The sequence below is a fragment of the Salinispora tropica CNB-440 genome (assembly GCF_000016425.1).
Lineage (GTDB): Bacteria > Actinomycetota > Actinomycetes > Mycobacteriales > Micromonosporaceae > Micromonospora > Micromonospora tropica.
In genome coordinates this window covers 2689356-2709986 of record NC_009380.1, presented here as the reverse complement: position 1 = coordinate 2709986, position 20631 = coordinate 2689356, and the positions used below count along the sequence as shown (strand labels likewise).

17 protein-coding genes are annotated in these 20631 nt (G+C 70.2%); 13 read left to right on the top strand and 4 right to left on the bottom strand.

Annotated features, from left to right (window positions below; translation table 11 throughout):
* The first annotated feature begins 71 nt into the window (after positions 1-71).
* Positions 72-1910, top strand: a complete 1839-nt coding sequence (locus tag STROP_RS12135) for an AMP-dependent synthetase/ligase (RefSeq protein ID WP_012013639.1) — start codon at positions 72-74, stop codon at positions 1908-1910.
* A 98-nt stretch (positions 1911-2008) separates the two neighbouring features.
* Positions 2009-2872, top strand: coding sequence for a slipin family protein (locus tag STROP_RS12130; protein ID WP_012013638.1), 864 nt, complete (start codon positions 2009-2011; stop codon positions 2870-2872).
* Between the two features lie 78 nt (positions 2873-2950).
* On the opposite strand, the gene STROP_RS12125 is transcribed toward STROP_RS12130, so the two are convergent.
* A complete protein-coding gene (locus STROP_RS12125) occupies positions 2951-4159 on the bottom strand; it encodes an MFS transporter (protein ID WP_012013637.1) in 1209 nt (402 codons plus the stop codon).
* A 284-nt stretch (positions 4160-4443) separates the two neighbouring features.
* Between STROP_RS12125 and STROP_RS12120 the strand changes: the two genes are divergently transcribed.
* Positions 4444-5703: a lycopene cyclase family protein gene (locus tag STROP_RS12120; protein WP_012013636.1), complete on the top strand. Its 1260-nt coding sequence runs from the start codon at positions 4444-4446 to the stop codon at positions 5701-5703.
* 36 nt (positions 5704-5739) lie between these two features.
* Here STROP_RS12120 and STROP_RS12115 read toward each other — a convergent pair whose 3' ends face one another.
* On the bottom strand, positions 5740-5964 hold the full coding sequence (locus tag STROP_RS12115) for a hypothetical protein (RefSeq protein ID WP_012013635.1): 225 nt from the start codon (positions 5962-5964) through the stop codon (positions 5740-5742).
* A gap of 171 nt (positions 5965-6135) precedes the next feature.
* Complete coding sequence (locus STROP_RS12110) at positions 6136-7002, bottom strand: pentapeptide repeat-containing protein (protein ID WP_012013634.1); 867 nt, start codon at positions 7000-7002, stop codon at positions 6136-6138.
* A 239-nt stretch (positions 7003-7241) separates the two neighbouring features.
* On the opposite strand from STROP_RS12110, the gene STROP_RS12105 reads away from it, so the two are divergent.
* The 7 genes from STROP_RS12105 (at position 7242) to STROP_RS12075 (ending at position 16403) form a co-directional block, all read left to right on the top strand.
* Positions 7242-10037, top strand: a complete 2796-nt coding sequence (locus STROP_RS12105; RefSeq protein ID WP_012013633.1) for a WD40/YVTN/BNR-like repeat-containing protein — start codon at positions 7242-7244, stop codon at positions 10035-10037.
* Positions 10038-10062: 25 nt separating this feature from the next.
* On the top strand, positions 10063-10923 hold the full coding sequence (locus STROP_RS12100) for a carbohydrate ABC transporter permease (RefSeq protein ID WP_012013632.1): 861 nt from the start codon (positions 10063-10065) through the stop codon (positions 10921-10923).
* Positions 10920-12245: an ABC transporter substrate-binding protein gene (locus STROP_RS12095; protein WP_012013631.1), complete on the top strand. Its 1326-nt coding sequence runs from the start codon at positions 10920-10922 to the stop codon at positions 12243-12245. Before STROP_RS12100 ends, STROP_RS12095 begins: the two co-directional genes overlap by 4 nt.
* Positions 12242-13297 (top strand): ABC transporter ATP-binding protein, encoded by a 1056-nt coding sequence (locus STROP_RS12090; RefSeq protein ID WP_012013630.1) that lies wholly within the window; start codon positions 12242-12244, stop codon positions 13295-13297. Before STROP_RS12095 ends, STROP_RS12090 begins: the two co-directional genes overlap by 4 nt.
* 68 nt (positions 13298-13365) lie before the next feature.
* Entirely contained in the window at positions 13366-14235 is an 870-nt protein-coding gene (locus STROP_RS12085) for a carbohydrate ABC transporter permease (RefSeq protein ID WP_012013629.1), read from the top strand.
* Positions 14236-14353: 118 nt separating this feature from the next.
* The gene (locus tag STROP_RS12080; RefSeq protein ID WP_026275376.1) at positions 14354-14956 is read left to right on the top strand and encodes a GNAT family N-acetyltransferase; all 603 of its coding nucleotides are present in this window, start codon (positions 14354-14356) and stop codon (positions 14954-14956) included.
* Positions 14957-14984: 28 nt separating this feature from the next.
* Positions 14985-16403 (top strand): RtcB family protein, encoded by a 1419-nt coding sequence (locus STROP_RS12075; protein WP_012013627.1) that lies wholly within the window; start codon positions 14985-14987, stop codon positions 16401-16403.
* Positions 16404-16446: 43 nt separating this feature from the next.
* Here STROP_RS12075 and STROP_RS12070 read toward each other — a convergent pair whose 3' ends face one another.
* Positions 16447-16875: an archease gene (locus STROP_RS12070; protein ID WP_026275375.1), complete on the bottom strand. Its 429-nt coding sequence runs from the start codon at positions 16873-16875 to the stop codon at positions 16447-16449.
* A gap of 169 nt (positions 16876-17044) precedes the next feature.
* Between STROP_RS12070 and STROP_RS12065 the strand changes: the two genes are divergently transcribed.
* The 3 genes from STROP_RS12065 to STROP_RS12055 all read left to right on the top strand — a co-directional run bounded on the left by STROP_RS12065 (position 17045) and on the right by STROP_RS12055 (position 20603).
* Entirely contained in the window at positions 17045-18529 is a 1485-nt protein-coding gene (locus STROP_RS12065; protein WP_012013625.1) for a flavin-containing monooxygenase, read from the top strand.
* Entirely contained in the window at positions 18522-19457 is a 936-nt protein-coding gene (locus STROP_RS12060) for an SDR family NAD(P)-dependent oxidoreductase (protein ID WP_026275795.1), read from the top strand. Before STROP_RS12065 ends, STROP_RS12060 begins: the two co-directional genes overlap by 8 nt.
* Before the next feature lie 360 nt (positions 19458-19817).
* Positions 19818-20603: a hypothetical protein gene (locus STROP_RS12055; RefSeq protein WP_012013623.1), complete on the top strand. Its 786-nt coding sequence runs from the start codon at positions 19818-19820 to the stop codon at positions 20601-20603.
* Positions 20604-20631 lie beyond the last annotated feature (28 nt).

Here is a 20631-nt window from a genome sequence, read left to right as displayed (position 1 = left end):
CGGCGGTCGCACGATGGTCGTACGAGTGCCGGCGCGCGGGGTGTCGGTGGGAAGCTACCGGGGGTCGCAAGGTGCAGGAGGTCGTGGTCTCGCCGGTGGAGGAGATCGGTGGGGTGCTGCCGGGGCTGGCGGAGCAGGTGTGGACCAACGCCCGCCAGGCCCCGGAGGCGGTGCAGTTCGTTCGGCCCGCGCCGGTGTCCCGCGCCTGGCCCGTGCGCCGGTCGGTGCGCGGCGGTGACGTGCCGGTGACGTGCGCCCAGTTCCGGGACGACGTGCACAGCCTCGCCCGTGGCTTCCTCGCGGCCGGGGTGGGGCACGGTGATCGGATCGGGCTGGTCAGCCGGACCCGGTACGAGTGGACCCTCGTCGACTACGCCCTCTGGGCGATCGGGGCGGTGTCGGTGCCGGTCTTCGAGACGGCCAGCGCGGACCAGCTCGGGTGGATCCTGTCGGACGCGGGCGTGGTGGGCTGCGTGGTGGAGACGTCCGATCAGGCCGAGCTGGTCGCCAGTCGGCGTTCGGATCTGCCGGCGTTGCGCGACGTCTGGCAGATCGACGCCGGTGACCTTACCGATCTGGCCGGTCAGGGGCATGCGGTTGACGACGCGGTGGTCGACGGCCGTCGCCGCCGGGTGACCGGTGGGGATATGGCCACGATCGTCTACACCAGCGGCACGACCGGTCGGCCAAAGGGTTGTGTGTTGACCCATCGCTCGATCCACTGTGACGTGAGCGCCGCGGTCTCGGTGCTGCCGCAGCTGCTACACCCCGAGGCGAACACGGTGTTGTTCCTGCCCCTGGCCCACGCGTTCGCCCGGATGATCCAGGTAGGGGTGGTGCAGACCCGGACCACCATGGTGCACAGCGCCGACATCGCTGGCGTGCTGGAGCAGCTGCGCCGGCATCGGCCGACGTTTGTCCTGGCGGTGCCCCGGGTCTTCGAGAAGCTACACAGCCGGGCCCAGCAGAAGGCCGAGGGCAGTCACCGGGCTTGGCTGTTCCAGCTCGCCGAGCGGGTGGCGGTGCGGTACAGCCGTGGCCGTGACCGTTCGTGGGGCCCGAACCCACTGCTCCGGCTCGCCCGAGGCGGGTTCGACCCGCTGGTGTACCGGAAGCTGCGGGCCGCCCTGGGCGGGCGGTGCTCCGCGGCGATCGTCGGCGGCGCGCCGCTCGGCGAACGGCTGGGGCACTTCTTCCGCGGCGCGGGCCTGCTGGTGCTGGAGGGGTACGGACTCACCGAGGCCTCCCCGGCGTTGACGGCGAACACGCCAACGACACAGCGGATCGGCACGGTCGGTCGTCCGCTGCCCGGCGTGAAGATCCGGATCGCCGACGATGGTGAGATCCTCGCCCGCGGCGACCCGGTCTTTCCTGGGTACTGGAACAACTCGGAGGCCACCCGGGCGGTGTTCACCCAGGACGGGTGGATGCGTACCGGCGACCTCGGAGAGCTCGACTCCGACGGGTTCCTACGGATCACCGGGCGGCAGAAGGAGATCATCGTCACCGCGTCCGGGCAGAACCTCGCGCCCACGCCGATCGAGGAGGCGATCCGTGCGGACCCGTTGGTCAGCCAGTGCATGCTGATCGGTGACGGTCGCCCGTACGTCGCCGCGCTGGTCACCATCGACCCGTCAGCCTGGGATCGCTGGCGCTCCGAGCATGGCCGCTCGGACGACGCGACCGTGGCCGAGCTGCGAGACGACCCAGAGCTGTGCGGCGAGATCCAGGCGGCCGTCGACCGTGCGAACGCGACCGTCTCCCGGGCCGAGCAGGTCAAGACCTTCCGCATCTTGCCCCGGGATCTCACCGAGTCCGACGGCGAACTCACTCCTATTCTCAAGATCAAAAAAAGTGTTGTCCAGGAACACTTCAGCGATGACGTCGAGGCCCTGTACCAGGGCCACTGAGTCGGGCGGGCGCTGGCGTCCGTTCGGCCCGGATCGCTGGCGTCCGCTGAGGACGAGGCCGTCACGGGGAGCCGTGGCGGCGTACCGGAAGGGGTGCCATGGCAGCCGGCTTTCTCGGTGGGGTGATCGCGGTAGCCGTTCTGGCGCTGTTCGGTGCCCTGAGCCTGCGGATCGTGCAGCAGTACGAGCGCGGGGTGGTCTTCCGGTTCGGACGGGTCGTGCACCCCGTTCGGGAACCTGGTCTGCGGCTGATCATTCCGATCGTTGACCGGATGGTCAAGGTGAGTATGCAGACCACGGTGATCGACGTGCCGGCACAAGGGGCGATCACGCGGGACAACGTGACCCTCAAGGTCGACGCGGTGGTCTACTTTCGGGTCGTGGACCCGGTGAAGGCACTGGTGAACGTGCGGAAGTATCCCGCGGCGGTGCTACAGATCTCGCAGACCGCCCTGCGGTCGGTGATCGGGAAGGTGGACCTGGACACCCTCCTCGCCGACCGGGACAAGGTCAACGCCGATCTCAAGTCGGTGATCGACGCCCCGACCGAGGGGCCGTGGGGTCTGAACATCGAACGGGTCGAGGTCAAGGATGTCTCGCTGCCGGAGGGGATGAAGCGGTCGATGTCCCGGCAGGCCGAGGCCGAGCGGGACCGGCGGGCCCGGGTGATCGCCGCCGATGGCGAGTACCAGGCGTCCCGACGGCTCGCCGACGCCTCCCAGACCATGGCGAACACCCCGGGGGCCTACCAGCTGCGGCTGCTCCAGACCGTGTCGGATGTGGCGGCGGAGAAGAACAGCACCCTGGTGATGCCTTTCCCGGTGGAGCTACTGCGCTTCTTCGACAAGTACGCGCGTACCGCCCCGACGGATCAGGACGAGGTCCGGGCAGAGCAGGGCACCCCGCACCTGTCCGGCGACGGTCACCGTCGGGACGGCGGGCCGCGGCAACCGGCCCAGTGACGCGTTGCGTACGTCGGCTGCCGAGAACAGGTCACGCCGAGCCGGTCGGTGCTCGCCCGGCGGAACCCGTCGTACGCGTCAGGTGGCTGATGCCGTACGCAGCGGTCGCCAGGTGGCGGCAGCGATGAGCGCCATGACGGCGGCGGCGACCCAGAACGGTGTGGTGAGTCCCCACGCGCCGGCGAGCAGGCCGCCGAGGAGCGAACCGAGGGCCGCGCCGCCGAGATCGAGCAGCGAGTAGACGCTGCCGACCCGGCCGAGCAGCTGCGTCGGCACGACACGTTGGCGCAGGGTCACCACGACGACCCCCCAGACCATGGTGTGTATCCCGAAGGCGATCAGGATGGCGGCGGCGACGAGTGGGGTTGTGGTGATCGCCAGGGTGGCGTGGGTGACGAGTTCGACGACGAGGCCGGCGCGGAGCAGGGTGCCCGTCCCGACAATCCGTTGTAGCCGCGGCGCGAGGACGGTACCGATCAATCCGCCGACGGCAAAGGTGGTCAGGAGGAAGCCGTAGCCGATGTCGGACAGGCCCAGTCGCTGCCGGGCGTAGAGAACCAAGGTGGCGAAGGCGGCGCAGAACGCGAGGTTCGCCAGCCCCATACTCACCGCGAGCGTACGTAGGAGTCGATGTCCGAACAGCCAGCGGACGCCGTCGGTGATCTCCATCCGCAGGCTTCGGCGTGGTGCCACCGGTGGGAGCGCGGGGATCGGCCGGATCGTCGCCACCAGCGCCGCGGCCACGGCGAAGGTCAGGGCGTTGACGCCGAACGGCACGGCGGCGGCGATCACGAACAGCCACGCCCCCAGCGGTTTGGCGACGAACTGGTTGGCGATGGTGAAGGTGGCCATCAGCCGGGCGTTGGCCGTGGCCAGCCGGTCCGATGCCACGATGGCGGGCAGGAAGGCGCCGGCGGCGGTGTCGGCCAGGGTCTCTCCGGTACCGAGGAGAAAGAACACCGCGTAGACCAGAGCCACCGTGGTGGTGTCGGTGGCGACGGCGAGGGTCAGCGCGGTGAGTGCCGCGGCGCGCAGCGTGTTGACGGCTACTACCAGCTTGCGGCGGTCCAACCGGTCAACGTAGGCGCCGCTGATCAAGGCGAACAGCAGCCAGGGTAGTTGTTGGACGAAGACAGCGCCACCGATGAGCGCCGGATTGGTGGTGATGGAGGCGATCAGCAGTGGACCGGCCGCCATGGTGACTCCGTCACCGACATTGGACACGGCCGAGGCGGTCCACAGCTTGGTGAAGTCCGCGCCGAGACGCGCGGAGACAAGGGCACGCAAAATAGCTCCTCGAGCAAGGGGGGGAAACGGTCGTCGCGGGAGCGACCGCTTCGCGGCGAGGAGCGCTACACCGTGGGGTGTGAGCCCGACGGTGGGACCGACTACCGCGCGGTGCGCACTCGCGGCGAAGCGGTGACCATGACCGTGCCCTGGCGCATGCCAACTCCTCACTGTCGATCGCGGCCAGGATAGCCGCGATCGGGCAGATGCGAGCACCGCTCGGGTGGCCAAGCGACGCCGGGTGAACCCGGGGCGGCCGGTCCGGCCGGTGACCCCGACCATGGGTGTGGCAGCGTGTACGGGTGACCACCGTTGACGTTGACCTCGCCCTGGTCGGTGGTGGCGGCGCGGGCTCCCTCGTGCTCGCCGCCCTGGATCGGTGGGGCGTGCGCGGTCTGCGGGTGGCGGTGATCGATCCGGTGCGCCGGCGCGGCCAGGACCGGACCTGGGCGTTCTGGGGCCGACCCGACGACGGGCTCGACCCGCTGTTGGCGGCGAGCTGGTCCCAGGTGGAGGTGGCGGTGCCGGGGCGGCGTCGCGTGCTCGACCTCGCCCCGCTGCGGTACGCGATGCTGCGTTCGGCCCCCGTCTACGACCAGGCAGCCACCGCCGAACAGCGACTCGGCGCGGTCCGCGTCGCGGCCCCGGCCGAGGCGGTCGAGGACGACGGCAGCCGGGTCACGATCCATGCCGGCGGGTCGACGCTACGGGCGTCCTGGGTCCTCGACTCCCGGCCCCGCCCGCCCCGGCGAGCCGGGCGTACCAACTGGCTCCAGCACTTCCGCGGCTGGTGGCTCGAGGCCGACCGGCCGCTGTTCGACCCGGGTCGGGCGGTGCTGATGGACTTCCGTACCCCGCAGCCGGTTCGGGGCGTGTCGTTCGGGTACGTGTTGCCGGTCACCGACCGGTACGCGTTGGTCGAGTACACCGAGTTCACCTCCGGCCTGCTCACCGACGCCGGCTATGACGCGGCGCTGGCCGGGTACCGGGACCGGCTCGGGCTGGACCCGGGCCGGCTCCGGGTGCGGGAGGTGGAGAACGGGGTGATCCCGATGACCGACGGCCCGTTCGACCCGCGGCCCTCGCCCCGGGTGGTCCGCCTCGGCACCGGCGGTGGTGCCACCCGACCCTCCACCGGCTTCACGTTCGCCGCCATGCACCGGCAGGCGGGGCAGATCGCCGAGGCGCTCGCCGCCGGGCGGGCGCCGGTCCCGGCACCCGCGTACCCCCGTCGACACCGGTGGCTGGACGCGGTCGCGCTGCGGGCGCTGGACCGCGGTGGGGTGGGCGGTCCCGACTTCTTCGACCGGCTCTTCGACCGCAACCCGGCCGAGCGGGTGTTGCGCTTCCTCGATGGGACCACCAGCCCGGCCGAGGAGGTCGCGTTGATGAGCACCACCCGGCCAACACCGATGGTCGCCGCTACCCTCGGTGACGCCGCCGCCCGGCTGCGGGACCGGCTCGTCCCGTGGCGGCGGCCCGCCCCCGGCCGAGTCCCGCCGCCGGTCACCGGCGCGCCCCGGAGCTCCCACCCGGCCGAGTGACCGCCCGTCGCCGGGCCGGGTGCTGCATCGTCCAGCTCACTCCCGGTTCGGGTCGACGGCCCCGGAAACGTCGGCCACGTCGTATCCAGCTCGACTGATCTCCCGCGCCGATCGCCGGTTCTCGGCGGGTAGGTCTGCGAAGTCGTCACCGACATCCTCGGTCGGCAGCGACTCGCCCGGAGGTCGCAGGGACGCCTCCATCGCTGTGGTGCCGTCCGGTTCGTCCGTGTCGGCCAGGTCGAATCGGTGTTGCTCGGTCATGGCGCACTCCCGCCCGTCGGCTCGCGGTGACCACCCCGGCCACCGCACCTGCCGCGGCGACCGAAACCGGCTTAGCCCCGATCACCTACCCGGACGCCATCCGGAGAAACGCGGGGAGCTGCGGAGGGCGGGCGGACCGGGAGGCCGTGCGTCTCCGGGTGGAGGTTGCGCTCAGCGCCGGCGGCCAGATCTGTGGGCAGGCGGCCGGCGTTGGGCGCCCGGCAGCGCCGCCCAGTGCGCGGGGCGGCTGCGCCCCGGCGGAAGAACGGTGGTCCCGTCGCCTCGGGCCGCATCGAGCTGGGACTGGTGCACGAAGAGAGCGCCCGACAGGTCTGTGCCGCGCAGGTCGGCGCCGCGTAGGTCCGCTCCGGTGAGGTCCGTACCGGTCAGGTCGACTCCGCGCAGGTCGGCACCGACCAGCTGGGCACCGCGCAGACTCGCTCGCCGCAGGTCGACTCGGCGCAGGTCGGCGCCGAGTAAGGCGGCGCCGCGCCGATCAGCGCCAGGGCGGCCACCCCGGGCCCGGGTATGGGCACTGGCTTGGGACAGTAGCGGAACGACTCTGCCGCGGTGCGCGTCGACAGCCAGCGCCCGCACCGACTCCGGGTCGCCACCGGCCAACTGGTCGGTGTCGGCGAGCGCCTCGGTCAGCGCTGCCCGCAGCGGTGCGGGCAGCTCCATCGTCAGCGCCTCGGTCAGATGCCAGAGCAGTTCGTGGAGTGGCCGCACCACGGCGAAGGTGTCGAACATGGCCTGGGCGGTGGGCTGGTCGTCCCGCCAGTCTCGCCCCTCGAAGGTCACCTGGGTCACCCGCTGGCCGGCCCCGAAGCAGTCGAAGACGGTGCAGCCAGGGAAGCCGCGGTCCCGCAGAGCGGTGTGGATCCCGCAGTGGAAGTCCGGGCGCAGGTTTGGGCAGGGCCGTCCGGCCGGCTTGTCGATCGCGAAGTCGGCTGAGGCGGCGAAGGCGGGCGCCACGCAGCAGAGCCCTACGCATCGGGAGCAGTCAGCGCGCAGCTCCGCCGGACCGATTTTTGCCATACTGACCGATTCTCCTGCCGAGTGGCGCTCGATGTGCACCACCTATCCTGGCATGGCGTCGGACGTGTACCAGTTTGCTACGGCTGCGCTGCTGAGTTCAGCGGCAAACCTCGATTGCCTCGAGGCAAGGGATTGTGCCCGCCGAACCTCCTCTGACATCCTCCTGCATGGACGCTGCCAGTGACGGTTGCCAATCCTGGAGGCCGCGCTGCGGCGGTGCCTTCTCCGGGAGGAACCTTGTGAAGCGCAGACGTCGCCATTTACTCGCAGGACTAGCGGTCGTCGCCCTCGTCGCGACGACGGGTGTCGCCGGCATCCACCTCGCCGGTACCGAAGTACCGGCCGCCGCCGCGGCGACCGGGGACGGCGAGCTACCGAACGCCCTCGGAGCGCACCTGGAGCAGATGCGTCGGTCGGTACCGGGCAACGACGGCATGTCGCTGGACGGTCCGGGTGGCGCCGCGCAGCAGGAGTTCCTCAAGCGGGCCTACCCGGCCAACGAGGTCAGCCTCGCCGAGGCCGACCGCTCGAAGGCGGCGTTCGCGGCGGCGGAGCGTCGGTTCCGGGGTGGCCAACGGTGGACCAACGTCGGGCCGAGTGAGGCGGTGTACCCGTTCACCGAGTACCGCAACGCCTTCAACTACGTTCCCAACGAGTATGTCGCCGGTGGCCGGGTGACCTCCCTCGACATCAGCCCCGACTGCAACCGGTGGCTCTGCCGGGCGTACGCCACGCCCTCCGGTGGTGGCGTCTGGGGCACCCTCAACATCCTCGCCGCCGAGCCGAAGTGGTTCTACCTGGGTGGCCCGCTCGGCATTAACGCGGCCGGATCGGTCAAGATCGACCGCAACGACCGGCACGGGCTCACCATCTATGTCGGTACCGGTGAGGCGAACATCTGCGGCTCCGGATGTGTCGCCGGTGTTGGTCTCTACCGGTCGACCAATGGCGGTCTGACCTGGCAGGGCCCGCTCGGCAAGGAGGTGCTCGCCGGCAAGGGCATCGCCGAGATCACCATCGAGCCGGACGACCCGAAGACCATCTACGTCGCCACCACCACCGCGCTACGCGGTATGTCCAGCGCCTGCTGCACGGGCGTGACGCGACCGGTGCCGGACGCGGAGAAGTGGGGCCTCTACAAGACCACCGACGGTGGCAAGAACTGGAGTTTCATCCACAACGGTTCGGCCTCCGCCACCGACTGCACCGGCGACGCCGAGGAGTTCGGCAACAACGGGGTCTGCTCGCCGCGCGGCGTCCGCTACGTCAAGCTCGACCCGAAGAACTCCGACATCGTGTACGCGTCGTCGTACGGCCGTGGTGTCTGGCGCTCCCCGGACGCCGGCTCAAGCTGGACGCAGATCAAGCCGTCGCTCAACCCGGAGCTGTTCCAGACCCGGGCCGCCATCGACGTCACCGCGTTGCCGAACGGCAAGACCCGGATGTACGTCTACGAGGGTAACTTCGGTAACCCGTACTCGCGGTTGCTGCGCAGTGACGACGTGGCCGGCGGAACCCCCACGTTCACCGATCTGACCAGCTCGAACCCGGCAGACCCGGGGTACGCCACCTACAACCAGTGCACCGGCCAGTGCTGGTACGACATGTTCGTACACACCCCGCCGGGGCATCCGGACATCGTCTACACCGGTGGCTCCTACGTCTATGGTGAGACGATCGCGCACAAGCGGGCCGTGGTCCTCTCCACCGACGCCGGGGTCAGCGGCACCGACATGACCTTCGACGGCACCGACGAGCTGCACCCGAACGGTCTGCATCCCGACCAGCACGCGATCGTGACCAACCCGCGTGACCCGTACCAGTTCTTCGAGGCCAACGACGGCGGGATCATGCGCTCCAGCGGTGACTTCGTCGATCGATCCACCTGGTGTGACAACCCGGACCGAAACCTGACCATTCAGGCCCAGCAGGATCGCTGCAAGCAGATGCTCTCCCGGATCCCGACCAAGCTGGAGAGCGTCAACAAGGGCATGAACACGTTGCAGTTCATCAGCCTCTCGGTCAGCCCGCACGACGTGAACCTGTTGCAGGGCGGGACGCAGGACAACGGGACCTGGGAGAACAACGGCGAGCGGCGGCGCTGGTCGAACACGATGATCGGTGACGGCGGCGCCTCCGGCTTCGATGTCGGCAAGCCCGAGTTCCGCTTCCACACCTTCTTCAACGCGTCGCCGGAGGTGAACTTCGCCGGCGGCGACATCGCCGAGTGGATCTGGACCGCGGATCCGATCTACGGCCAGCCGGGCACCCTCTTCTACGCTCCGGTGATCAGCGACCCGGTGGTCAGCGGCACGATGTTCGCCGGTACCGGCCGCTCGGTGTACCGGACGAAGACCTTCGGTCTGGGCGACCGGAGTATCGAGGAGGCCAACCGGATCTGCAACACCTGGACCGGCACCTTCGAGGCGCAGTGCGGAGACTGGGAGGAACTGGGCAGCACGCCGCTCACCGACGAGGCGTGGGGGGACCGGGCCGGCGGTGCCGTCTCGGTGGTGCAGCGGGTCGACACCGACTCCGCCACCGCCTACGCGGCCACCAGCACGGGTCGGGTCTTCGTCAGCCACAATGTCGACGCCGAGTCGGCCGCCGAGGTGACCTGGACCCGGATCGACAACCCGGACACCCCGAACCGATTCGTCACCAGTGTCCACATCGATCCGACTGACCCGAACCGGGCGTGGGTCTCCTACAGCGGCTTCAACTCGAACACGCCCGAAACGCTCGGGCACGCCTTCGAGGTGACGACCGCCGGCACGACGGCGACCTGGACCGACCGCTCCTACGACTTCGGTGATCAGCCGATCACCGACCTGGTCCGGGACGACGTCACCGGTGACCTGTACGCGTCGACCGACTTCGGCGTGTTGCGGCTGGCTACGGGGCGGACCAGCTGGACCAAGGCGGCCGGCGGCATGCCGAATGTGGAGGTCGCCGGGCTCACCATCGTGCCGGGCGAGCGGGTCCTCTACGCGGCCTCGCACGGTCTGGGCGCCTGGCAGCTCAAACTGAAGTAGGTCGATCATTCACACCACCAACCGAGTGGGGGGCCGCGCCAGCGGCCCCCCACCGCTGTCCGGGACGATCGGCCGGATCTGGCACGCCCTGGGCGCGCTCTTCGTCCTGCTCGTCTTCGTCCCGCCGCTCCTGCTGCTGATCTCGGGCTCGCTCACCGAGCCCGGTCTGCCGCCGTCCCCCACCCCGCAGCTGATCCCCGATCCGGTCTCCACCGTCGGCTACCGACAGGCCCTGGAGGTCGGCGGAGTCCTGCGCGCCGCGCTCAACTCACTGCTGGTCGCGGCCGTCGCGGTGCCGCTGAGTGTGCTGGTCGCCGCGCTGGCCGGCTTCGCGTTGGCCCGGCTCGCACCACGGGGCACCGCCCTCGTCGTCGCGGCGTCCCTGGTCGCCCTGATGGTGCCGGCCACCGCACTTCTGGTACCCCGGTTCGCGATCTTCCGCGCGCTCGGGCTGACCGATACGCTGGTGCCCTTGATCGCTCCGGCGCTGTTGGGTACCTCCCCGCTCTACGTCCTGGTCTACTACCTGGCCTTCCGGGCGCTGCCGCGGGACCTCTACGACGCCTGTCTGGTGGAGGACATGACGCCGATGGGCATCTGGTGGCGGGTCGCGCTCCCGATGGTGCGTCCGGTCACTGCCGCGATCACCGCCCTAACCTTCGTGCTGACCTGGTCGAACTTCCTCGATCCACTGATCTATGTGTACGACCGTGACCTGTTCACCCTGCCCTTGGCGCTGCGTTCGTTGTCGGTGCTGGATCCGACGAACTTCCCGGTTTTCCTGGCCGGGGCGGTCCTGGCGACCGGCCCGGCCGTGCTGGTCTTCGGGTTCGCCCAGCGCCGTTTCTTTGACCACGACGACCAGACAGGACGGAACCGGCCATGAGAAGACCCAAGGCGCTGCTGGCGGCGCTGCTGGCTACGGTGCTCGTCGCGACCGGCTGTGGAGCCGGACCCGGGACCGCCTCCGACGGGCCGGTGCGGCTGCTGGTTTTCGGTGCCCCCGAGGAGCTGGCCGCGTATCGCACGCTGATCGAGGCGTACGGTCAGGCCCGGCCCGGCAACGAGGTGCAGCTCATCGAGGCGAGCGACCGCAAGGACCTGCTGGCCCGGCTCGCCACCTCGGTCGCCGGGGGTGCCCCGCCGGACCTGTTCCTGATGAACTACCGCTTCTATGGCCAGTTCGCCGCGAAGAACGTGGTCGAGCCCTTGGACGAGCGGATCGCCGCCTCCGAGAAGGTGAATCCCGCTGACTACTACCCGGTGGCGATGGAGGCCTTCACCTGGGGCGGCCAACAGCTCTGTCTACCGCAGAACGTCTCCAGTCTCGCCGTCTACTACAACCGCACCCTCTTCGCCGAATACCAGGTCCCCGAGCCGAAGGCGGGCTGGACCTGGAACGACATGGTCGGCACCGCCATCGCGATGACCCGGGACGACCGTGGTGTGATGGTCAAGGGCACCGAGAGCGAGGGGGCCGCTGTCCGCCCGGCCGTGCACGGGCTCGGCGTCGAGCCGTCGATCATCCGCGTCGCCCCGTTCACGTGGTCCGCCGGCGGCGAGATTGTCGATGACCCGGATCGGCCGACCCGACTCACCCTGGACACCCCGACCGGCCGAGAGGCGCTGAAGAACCTGGTCGACCTCCGCCAGGCGTACGGGGTGGTTCCCACCGACGAGGAGGTCGAGGCCGAGGACGACGAGTCCCGCTTCGCCAACGGTCGGCTCGCCATGCTGATGTCCTCGCGACGCTCCACCACCACCTTCCGCTCGATCACCGGCTTCGAGTGGGACGTCGCCCCACTGCCGGTCTACCAGGACCAGGTGGGGGTGCTGCACTCCGACGCGTACTGCATGACTCGGGGTGCCAAGCGTAAGGATGCGGCGTGGCGGTTCCTGGAGTTCGCCATCTCCGCCGAGGGGCAGGAGATCATCGCCGCCACCGGGCGGACCGTGCCGTCGCACATCGGTGTCTCACAGTCCCCGGTGTTCCTCGACTCGTCCCAACCACCACGTAACGCGACGGTCTTCCTCGACACGGTCCCCACCCTGCGGACGTTGCCGACAGTTTCCACCTGGCCGGAGGTCGAGGATGTGACCGCCGGGATCCTGGAGAACGCGCTGTACCGGGGCGACCGGTTGGACGACGTCATCCGCGCTCTGGATGAGCAGACCCGCCCGCTGTTCGCCCGTGGTGAGCACGGGTGAACGATGCCGGTCTGACCCACGATGCCGGACTGACGCTGGACGGGGTGAGCGCCGCCTACCGGGGCGTCACCGTCCTGCAGCAGATGCGGTTGACCATGGCCCGGGGGGAACTCCTGGTGGTACTCGGCCCCTCCGGCGCCGGCAAGTCGACGCTGTTGCGGGTGGTGGCCGGCCTGGAGCCGGTCACCACCGGGCGAGTCTGGATCGCCGGTCGGGATGTCACCGCCGACCGTCCCGGCCGGCGCAACGTGTCGATGGTCTTCCAGTCGTACGCGCTCTTCCCTCACCTGACCGTCGCCGAGAACATCGCGTTCGGCCTGGTGGTGCGGGATGTCCCGAAGACGGCGGCCCGAGAGCGGGCCCGGTCCGCCGCCGAGCAGGTCGGTGCGGCGCACCTGCTCGACCGGCGGCCCGGGCAGCTCTCCGGCGGTGAGCGGCAGCGGGTCGCGTTGGCCCGGGCGTTGGTGCGGGAGCCGGACGTGTTCCTGCTCGACGAGCCGCTGTCCAACCTCGACCTTGCGCTGCGGGTGCAGATGCGGGCCGAGCTACGGGCCCTGCACGATCGGCTCGGTGCCACGATGGTGCACGTCACGCACGATCAAACCGAGGCGTTGGTGCTGGCCGACCGGATCGCGGTGCTGCGTGACGGCCGGGTGGAGCAGGTCGGTACGCCGGACGAGATCTGGCACACCCCGGCGAGCCGGTTCGTGGCGGGCTTCGTCGGCTCTCCAGCGATGAACGTGCTTCCCAGTTCCGGCCCAATCCACCCATCCGGTGCCCCGCCGACGGGGGTGTCCGGCGACCGGGAGATCGGGTTTCGCCCGGAGGCGGTGGTGTTGGGGGCGTCCGACGGGGTGGCGGCGACCGTTGACCGGGTTGAGGTGGTCGGCACGGACGCCTACGCCTACCTCACCCTCCTTGCCGGGTGCCCGGTGGTGGCCCGGGTGCCCGCCGCCCACCGGCCCGCGCGCGGCGATACGGTCCGAGTCGGGGTCCGCTGGGCCGATACGCACGTCTTCGACGCCGACACCGGCCTCCGGTGTGCCCCTTGAGCGCGAGGAGTGAGCGGTCGCGAGCCGGGGTAGGGCCGGTGGCCCGCGAGCATCGGCAGGTGGCGGTGATGCTGGCGCCGTATCTGGTCGGTCTGGTCGGTCTGGTGTTGCTCCCCGCCGCGGTCACGCTCGCCCTGGCCTTCACCGAGTACGACCTGGTCAATCCGCCGAGCTGGGCCGGGTTGGCGAACGTCTCGGAGCTGGTGACGGACCCGGTCTTCCGGGTCGCGGTGACCAACTCGTTGGTGTTCGCGCTGGTGGCCGTGCCGCTTCGGGTGCTGCTCGCGCTGGGCCTGGCGCTGCTGCTGCATCGTCGGTCGTTCGGGGTTCGTTCCGCGCGGGTCGCGGCGATGCTGCCGACCGCGGTGCCGGAGATCGCCTACGGACTGCTCTGGCTCTGGCTGTTCAATCCCTTGTACGGTCCGATCAACCAGCTGTTGCGGGTCGGCGGCGAGAACGGGCTGACCGTGCTCGGTCGTACCCCGCCCCAGTGGCTGACCGACCCCACCGACGCCCGCGCCGCGATCATCCTGATGAGCGTGTTCACCATGGGCGAGACCTTCGTGGTGCTGCTCGCCGCCCGGCGGGCCCTGCCAGCTGATGTCTATGAGGTGGCTGCCCTGGAGGACGCGACCGGCTGGGATGTCTTCCGCCGGGTCACCCTGCCGCTGATGGCGCCGGTGTTGGCGCTGCTGGTGGTGCGGGATCTGATCGCCAGCCTGCACTTCTCCTTTGTGCCGGCGTTCGTGGTGACTGACGGTGGCCCACCGCCGTATGCCACCACCTACCTGTCGTTGTTTATCTACCGCACCGGCTTCGAGTACCTGCGCTACGGCTATGCCGCCGCCGCGACGTTGGTGATGATGCTGTTGACGGTGGCGGCGGTGCTGGTGCAGTGGCGGCTGTTCCGTCGCTACCGGGCCTTCTACCGGCTGTGATCCGGCAACCACGCGGCCCCGCCGATGCGCGCGCCACGCGTGCCGAATATTCCCGGCGGCGGGTGTGGCGGTCATGCGAGGATCGCCGTCCGGATCGGAACAGATGGGGAGGGTGTTCGTGGAGGTACGGCGGATCGGGCCGGAGCTGGTCGAGGCGGCGGCCGGGGTGTTGGCTGAGGCGTTCGACGGCTACTCCTGGACCGGGTGGACTGTCGGCGCTGATCGACATCGGGAACGGCTGGCCGGCCTCTTCGCGGTGACCCTGACCGCGGTTGGGATGCCGTACGGGGACGTCTGGGCGGCGCTGGACGCCCACGGCCGCCCGCAGGCGGTGGCGGTGTGGCTGCGGTCGGACCGGCCGGTGCCCGACGAGGTCTGGGCCGACGTGGCTACTGCGGACGCGGAGTATGCCGGGGACCGGCATCCGGCGATGCTCGCCGCGGAGGAGGCCTGCGCCCCGCTGCGGACCGCGGAGCCGGCGTTCCTGCTGGCCACGGTTGGCGTGCGCCCCACGGGCCAGGGCGGGGGAGTCGGCTCGCGGCTGCTGCGTCCCGGGCTGGTCGAGGCGGACCGGGCCGGCCTTCCGGCGACGCTGGAGACGTCGGCCTCGGCGAATCTGCGGTTCTACCGGCGGCTCGGGTTCGAGGTGACCGGAGAGGTGACCGTGCCCGGCGGGGGACCGCAGGTGTGGGCGATGCGCCGTCCTCCGGGCAGCGTGTAAGCCGCACCGGACCGGGTAGGTCGCGCGGGTGGACCTGGTCGAGGAGTCGCCGTACCGTTTCCGGATCGACCGGCGGGACCCGATGCGGGTTCCCGGAGTGGTGTTCGCGGCCGAGGCGCTGCTGCCGGAGATCGGGGCGGACGGGTCGTTGGAGCAGGTCGCGGCGGTCGCCACGCTGCCCGGGATCGTTGACGCCTCGTTCGTCATGCCGGACGTGCATCTGGGCTACGGCTTTCCGATCGGCGGGGTGGCCGCCACCGATGTGGCGGCGGGCGGGGTGGTGTCCCCGGGCGGGGTGGGCTTCGACATCTCGTGCGGTGTTCGGCTGCTCACGGCCGACCTTGATCTGGCCGGGCTTCGTCCCCGGCTCGACGCCGTCATGGATGGGCTGGCTGAGGCGACGCCGCGCGGGGCGGGACGGGGCGCGGCGTGGCACCTGGCGGGCCGCTCGGACGTGGACGGGGTGCTGCGCGACGGGTCGCGGTACGCGGTGCAGCGCGGCTTCGGCGTTGAGCGGGACCTCGCACGCTGCGAGGACCAGGGTGCGCTGGGCGACGCCGACCCGGGTGCGGTCAGCGACCGGGCCATCGAGCGCGGCGCGAAGCAGGTGGGCAGTCTCGGTTCGGGCAACCACTTCCTCGAGGTGCAGGCCGTCACGGAGGTGTACGACCAGCGCGTCGCCGAGGTCTTCGGGCTGCGGCCCGGCCAGGTCTGCGTAATGATCCACTGCGGCTCTCGAGGACTGGGGCACCAGATCTGCGCCGACTATGTGCGCCGGATGGAGAGGGCCATGCCCCGCTACGACATCCAGGTGCCGGACCGGCAGCTTGCCTGCGCTCCGGTCTCGTCCCCGGAGGGGCAGGCCTATCTCGGCGCGATGGCGGCCGCGGCCAACTACGCCCGGGCGAACCGCCAACTACTCACCCACGTGGCCCGGTTGGTCTTTCGGCGGGTCACCGGCGCAGGTCTGGACGTGGTCTACGACGTCTCACACAACCAGGCGAAGATCGAGACTCACGGTGTGGATGGCGAGCGGCGTTCGCTCTGTGTGCATCGCAAGGGTGCCACCCGAGCGCTACCTCCGGGGCACCCCGACCTGCCGGCGGAGCTGGGTGAGGTCGGGCAGCCGGTACTCATCCCCGGTTCGATGGGCACCGCGTCCTACGTGCTGACCGGGGTGTCCGGTGCCCCCGCCTTCGCCTCCACCTGTCATGGGGCCGGGCGGGTGCGCAGCCGGAAGCAGGCGGTGCGGGCCGAGCGTGGCCAGGATCCGCGCGAGCAGCTCGTTGCGCAGAACATCGCGGTACGCGGTGCTTCACGGCGAGGTCTGGCCGAGGAGATGCCGACAGCGTACAAGGACATCGATGCCGTGGTCGAGGCCACCGAGGGCGCTGGGCTGTGCCGGAAGGTCGCCCGGTTGGTGCCGATCGGCGTCGTCAAGGGCTGATGCCGTCTGGCGGGCCGCGTGCGCATTCGGCGGTGGCGCCGGCTCAGACGTCGACGGTGAGCGCGCAGGACCAGCGGGGACCGTCGGGGCCGAAGCGCAGTTCGTGCAGGGAGATGGCTTTCGGCACGGCACCGATCAGCTCCACTGTGTCGGCGTCGGTGGTCTGCCAGCGTACGTGTAGCCCGTCGGTGCCGTCGTCGTGAACCTCGGTACGCAGTGGCAGCTCGCCCATGGTCTCCATCCGGAAGATCACCTCCTCGAGGATGTTCACCAGAAGGTCTCCATCCTCGGCCGCGGGGGCGCGGTAGGCCCGTTCGGCGGTGGGTTGCGCGGGGCCAGGGTCAACGAAGGTGTCCACCAGGGCGGTGACCGCCTCGGCCACGCACGCCTCCCGCGTCGGCGCCCATGCCTCGATGCGTACGTCGGCGGTGTGCGGCAGGCAGCGGTGGCCGCGCTCGGGTTGTGGTTCCACGCCCCGATCATCCGCTACGATCGCCTGTTCCGGACCCGGTTCGTTCCGGTTCTGGGTGCCGACCCCGCTCGTCGTCGCGGAGGCGATATACCCAGACCTGTTCAAAGAGTTGAATGCGTCGATAATGATGGATAGGGTCGAGTGCACGGGCTCGTTTGCGGGAGATGCCATGGCTACGACCGACCACGTTGACGTGCTCATCGTTGGTGCCGGTCTCTCCGGCGTCGGCGCGGCCTGTCAGCTGAGCCGGCACTGTCCCGAGAAGACGTACGCCGTGTTCGAGGCGCGTGGTGCGATCGGCGGCACCTGGGACCTGTTCCGCTATCCGGGCATTCGGTCGGATTCCGACATGTTCACCCTCGGCTACTCATTTCGGCCGTGGAGCGACTCCACGTCACTCGCCGACGGTCCGTCCATTCGGGAATACGTCCGGGACACCGCCCGCGAGCACGGCGTCACGGAGCGCATCCGCTTCCACCACCGGGTCGTCCGCGCCGACTGGGACAGCCGTACCGCCCGGTGGACGGTGTGTGCCCGTCGGGACACCGGCGAGGAGGTGGTCGTCACCTGTTCGTTCCTGCACACCTGCGCCGGCTACTACCGCTACGACCGGGGCTACACGCCCCAACTGCCCGGGGCGGGGCGGTTCGCCGGCCGGATCGTGCACCCACAGCACTGGCCCGCCGACCTTGACCACACCGGCCAGCGGGTCGTGGTGATCGGCAGCGGCGCGACCGCGGTGACCCTGGTGCCCGCGATGGCCGAGCGAGCCGCCCACGTGACGATGCTGCAACGCTCACCCACCTACATCCTGGCGCTGCCGTCGCGGGACGTGGCCGCCGCCGCGCTGCACCGGGTGCTGCCAAGGCGGATGGTCTACCCGGTGCTTCGTTGGAAGAACATCCTGCTGCTCACGGCGAACTACCAGCTCAGCCGGCGAGCCCCCAACCTGGTCCGGCGTCTGCTGCGGCGGGCCACGCGAGGTCGACTTCCGGCCGGATACGACCTCGACCGACACTTCTCGCCCCGCTACGACCCGTGGGACCAACGCCTCTGCGTGGTTCCCGACGGTGACCTGTTCTACGCGATCGCGCAGGGCCGGGCCTCGGTCGTCACCGACACCATCGATACCTTCACCGAGAACGGCATTCGGCTGGCTTCCGGGGAGGAGCTGGCGGCCGATCTGGTCGTCACCGCCACCGGCCTCGAGTTGCTTGCGCTCGGCGACGCCCGGCTTACCGTTGACGGTGCGCCGGTCGACCTGGCCAGCACGGTGGCGTACAAGGGGATGATGCTCTCGGGCGTTCCGAACTTCGCGATGACCATCGGCTACGCCCACGCGTCCTGGACGCTTAGGGCCGACCTGGTCGCGACGTACGTGTGTCGGCTCCTCGCCCACCTCGACCGCACCGGGCAACAGGTCGTCACCCCGCTGCCACCGCCCGACGGCGAGCGGCTCCCCATCCTCAACCTGACCGCCGGTTATGTGCTGCGTGGCCTCGCCGCCCTGCCCCGGCAGGGGGTCCGTGCTCCCTGGCGGATGCCCCAGAACTACCCGCGGGACCTGTTGTGGATGCGGTACGGCCGGCTAACCGATGAGGGAGTCCGGTTTTCTCGTGCTGGCACGCCGGAGAGGAGCCCCACGCGTGCGTAGGTTCGACTTTCACTCGGCGACGGCTGTGGTCACCGGCGCTGCCAGCGGTATCGGCGCCGCCCTCGCCCATGGCCTGGCAGCTCGTGGCAGTGACCTGGTCCTGCTCGATCGCGACGCCGAGCGCCTCGCCACCGTGGTGGGCATGATCCGCGCTGCGTACCCCGGCAGGCGGGTGGACCCGGTCGTCGTGGACCTCGCCGACGCGGCGGCCACGGCGGGGGCAGCCGAACAGGTCCGCGTTCGCCATCCCCGAATCCGGCTCCTGGTGAACAACGCCGGAGTGGCGCTGGGCGGTCGGTTCGACCAGGTGACCCTGGACGAGTTCCAGTGGGTGGTTGACATCAACTTCCGGGCGGTCGTACAGCTCACGCACGCGTTGCTGCCCGCTCTGAAGGCGGAGACCGGCTCGCACCTGGTGAATGTCTCCAGCCTGTTCGGGCTGATCGCCCCGCCCGGGCAGGCCGCCTACTCGGCGACCAAGTTCGCCGTCCGTGGCTTCACCGAGGCGCTGCGCCACGAGTTGGTCGCCGACGGCGTCGGTGTCACCTCCGTGCACCCGGGGGGGATCGCCACCCGGATCACCGAGAACGCGCGGATCGGCAGCGGCGTCAACCGGGACGACTACGAGGTGGGCCGGCGGCGGTTCGATCGCCTGCTCAGCATTCCACCCGCCCGGGCCGCCGAGGTGATCCTGCGCGGCGTGGAACGCCGCCGGCCCCGGGTGCTCATCGGCTTGTCGGCGAAGCTGCCCGATGTGATCGCCCGGATCGCGCCGAGCGCGTACGGGCGGCTGCTGCGGGTCGGGCTCAACCAGACCGCCGACGCGCCGACTCGTCGGCTCACCACCGGGGCCGCGTCGTCACCGCAGCCGGCCGACGAACCGCCGCCGGCGGCATCGCCGACGCATCGGGCGGAGGACGCGGTGTGACCGCCGATGTCTCGTTCCCGATACGTGGCCACTGACGAGGTGATGTGCGGTCGCTGACAAGGGACACGTCGGTCCGCGGGCCTGGCCGTAGGTGGACACGTGACCCCACCTGTCCACCTACGGCCAGGACGCACCAATCTCCCGATGGCATGCCATAGGCGTCTATTGCCTGGTTTGCCACTTTTACGCAGTCGCCGATCGCCTGTGACCTGGGTCGCAGCTGCCTCTATCCGGGGCGATCCCGGAATGTCGGGCATGGTGATCAGGTTGTGTCCCCGGTACAGCCGGAACCAAACCCACGTGGTGGTTCCTCGAGGAGTGCTCATCCCGGAGCGCTTCGCCTGACCGAAAGGGCACATCGTGAAGCATGACTTCACGCGATGGCTCCCGGCCATCGCGAAGACCCCGCATCAATGGCTCTCGACAGAGCCGAACCGCAAGCTTGTCATGAGCGTGACGGGAGTGCTGGCAATTGGAGGTCTCGCTCTCGCACCGACCACCGCCGCGGCATCGGTAACCAGTGGCCCGCACACGGGCGCCGTAGCCGCTATCGAACTGGCCACCGGCCGCCAGGCCGCGGACCCGGATCTTGAACCGGAACCAGCCCCTGAGCCGGACCGGACAGCGTCAACCGCCGACGCGGACCGAGCCGTCGAGCCAACGGCAAGCGACACCGAGGACACCGCCCCGGCTCCGGCCGGCCCGCCCAGCCGTGAACAACTGATCCCCTACGGCGTGCAGGGCGCCCAGTCCTACATCCAGGTTGACAACGCCCAGCGCGCGAACGCCAAGGAGATCATCGAGGTCGCCAAGGCGACCGGGGTCGGCGAGCGGGGTGCGGTTATCGGCGTGGCGACCGCGCTACAGGAGTCGAAGCTGTACAACCTCGGCCACCTGGGCAGCTACAACGACCACGACTCGCAGGGCCTGTTCCAACAGCGCCCCTCGACCGGGTGGGGCACGCCGGAGCAGATCACCGACCCGCAGTACGCCGCGACGGCGTTCTTCGAGGGTCTCAAGAACGTCAACGGCTGGCAGCAGCTGCCGTTGACCACCGCGGCCCAGACGGTGCAGGTGTCCGCGTACCCGTTCCACTACGCCCAGTGGGAAGAGCAGGCAGCGGAGCTCGTCGCCGAGCTCTGGTGACAACCGGCCGGCCGTTGCCCACCCCGGG

Excerpts from the sequence above, each read along its gene's own strand:
- STROP_RS12130 (WP_012013638.1), top strand. The coding sequence starts at position 2,009 with ATGGCAGCCGGCTTTCTCGGTGGGGTGATCGCGGTAGCCGTTCTGGCG.
- STROP_RS12115 (WP_012013635.1), bottom strand. The coding sequence starts at position 5,964 with ATGACCGAGCAACACCGATTCGACCTGGCCGACACGGACGAACCGGAC.
- STROP_RS12110 (WP_012013634.1), bottom strand. The coding sequence starts at position 7,002 with ATGGCAAAAATCGGTCCGGCGGAGCTGCGCGCTGACTGCTCCCGATGC.
- STROP_RS12095 (WP_012013631.1), top strand. The coding sequence starts at position 10,920 with ATGAGAAGACCCAAGGCGCTGCTGGCGGCGCTGCTGGCTACGGTGCTC.
- STROP_RS12085 (WP_012013629.1), top strand. The coding sequence starts at position 13,366 with ATGCTGGCGCCGTATCTGGTCGGTCTGGTCGGTCTGGTGTTGCTCCCC.
- STROP_RS12065 (WP_012013625.1), top strand. The coding sequence starts at position 17,045 with ATGGCTACGACCGACCACGTTGACGTGCTCATCGTTGGTGCCGGTCTC.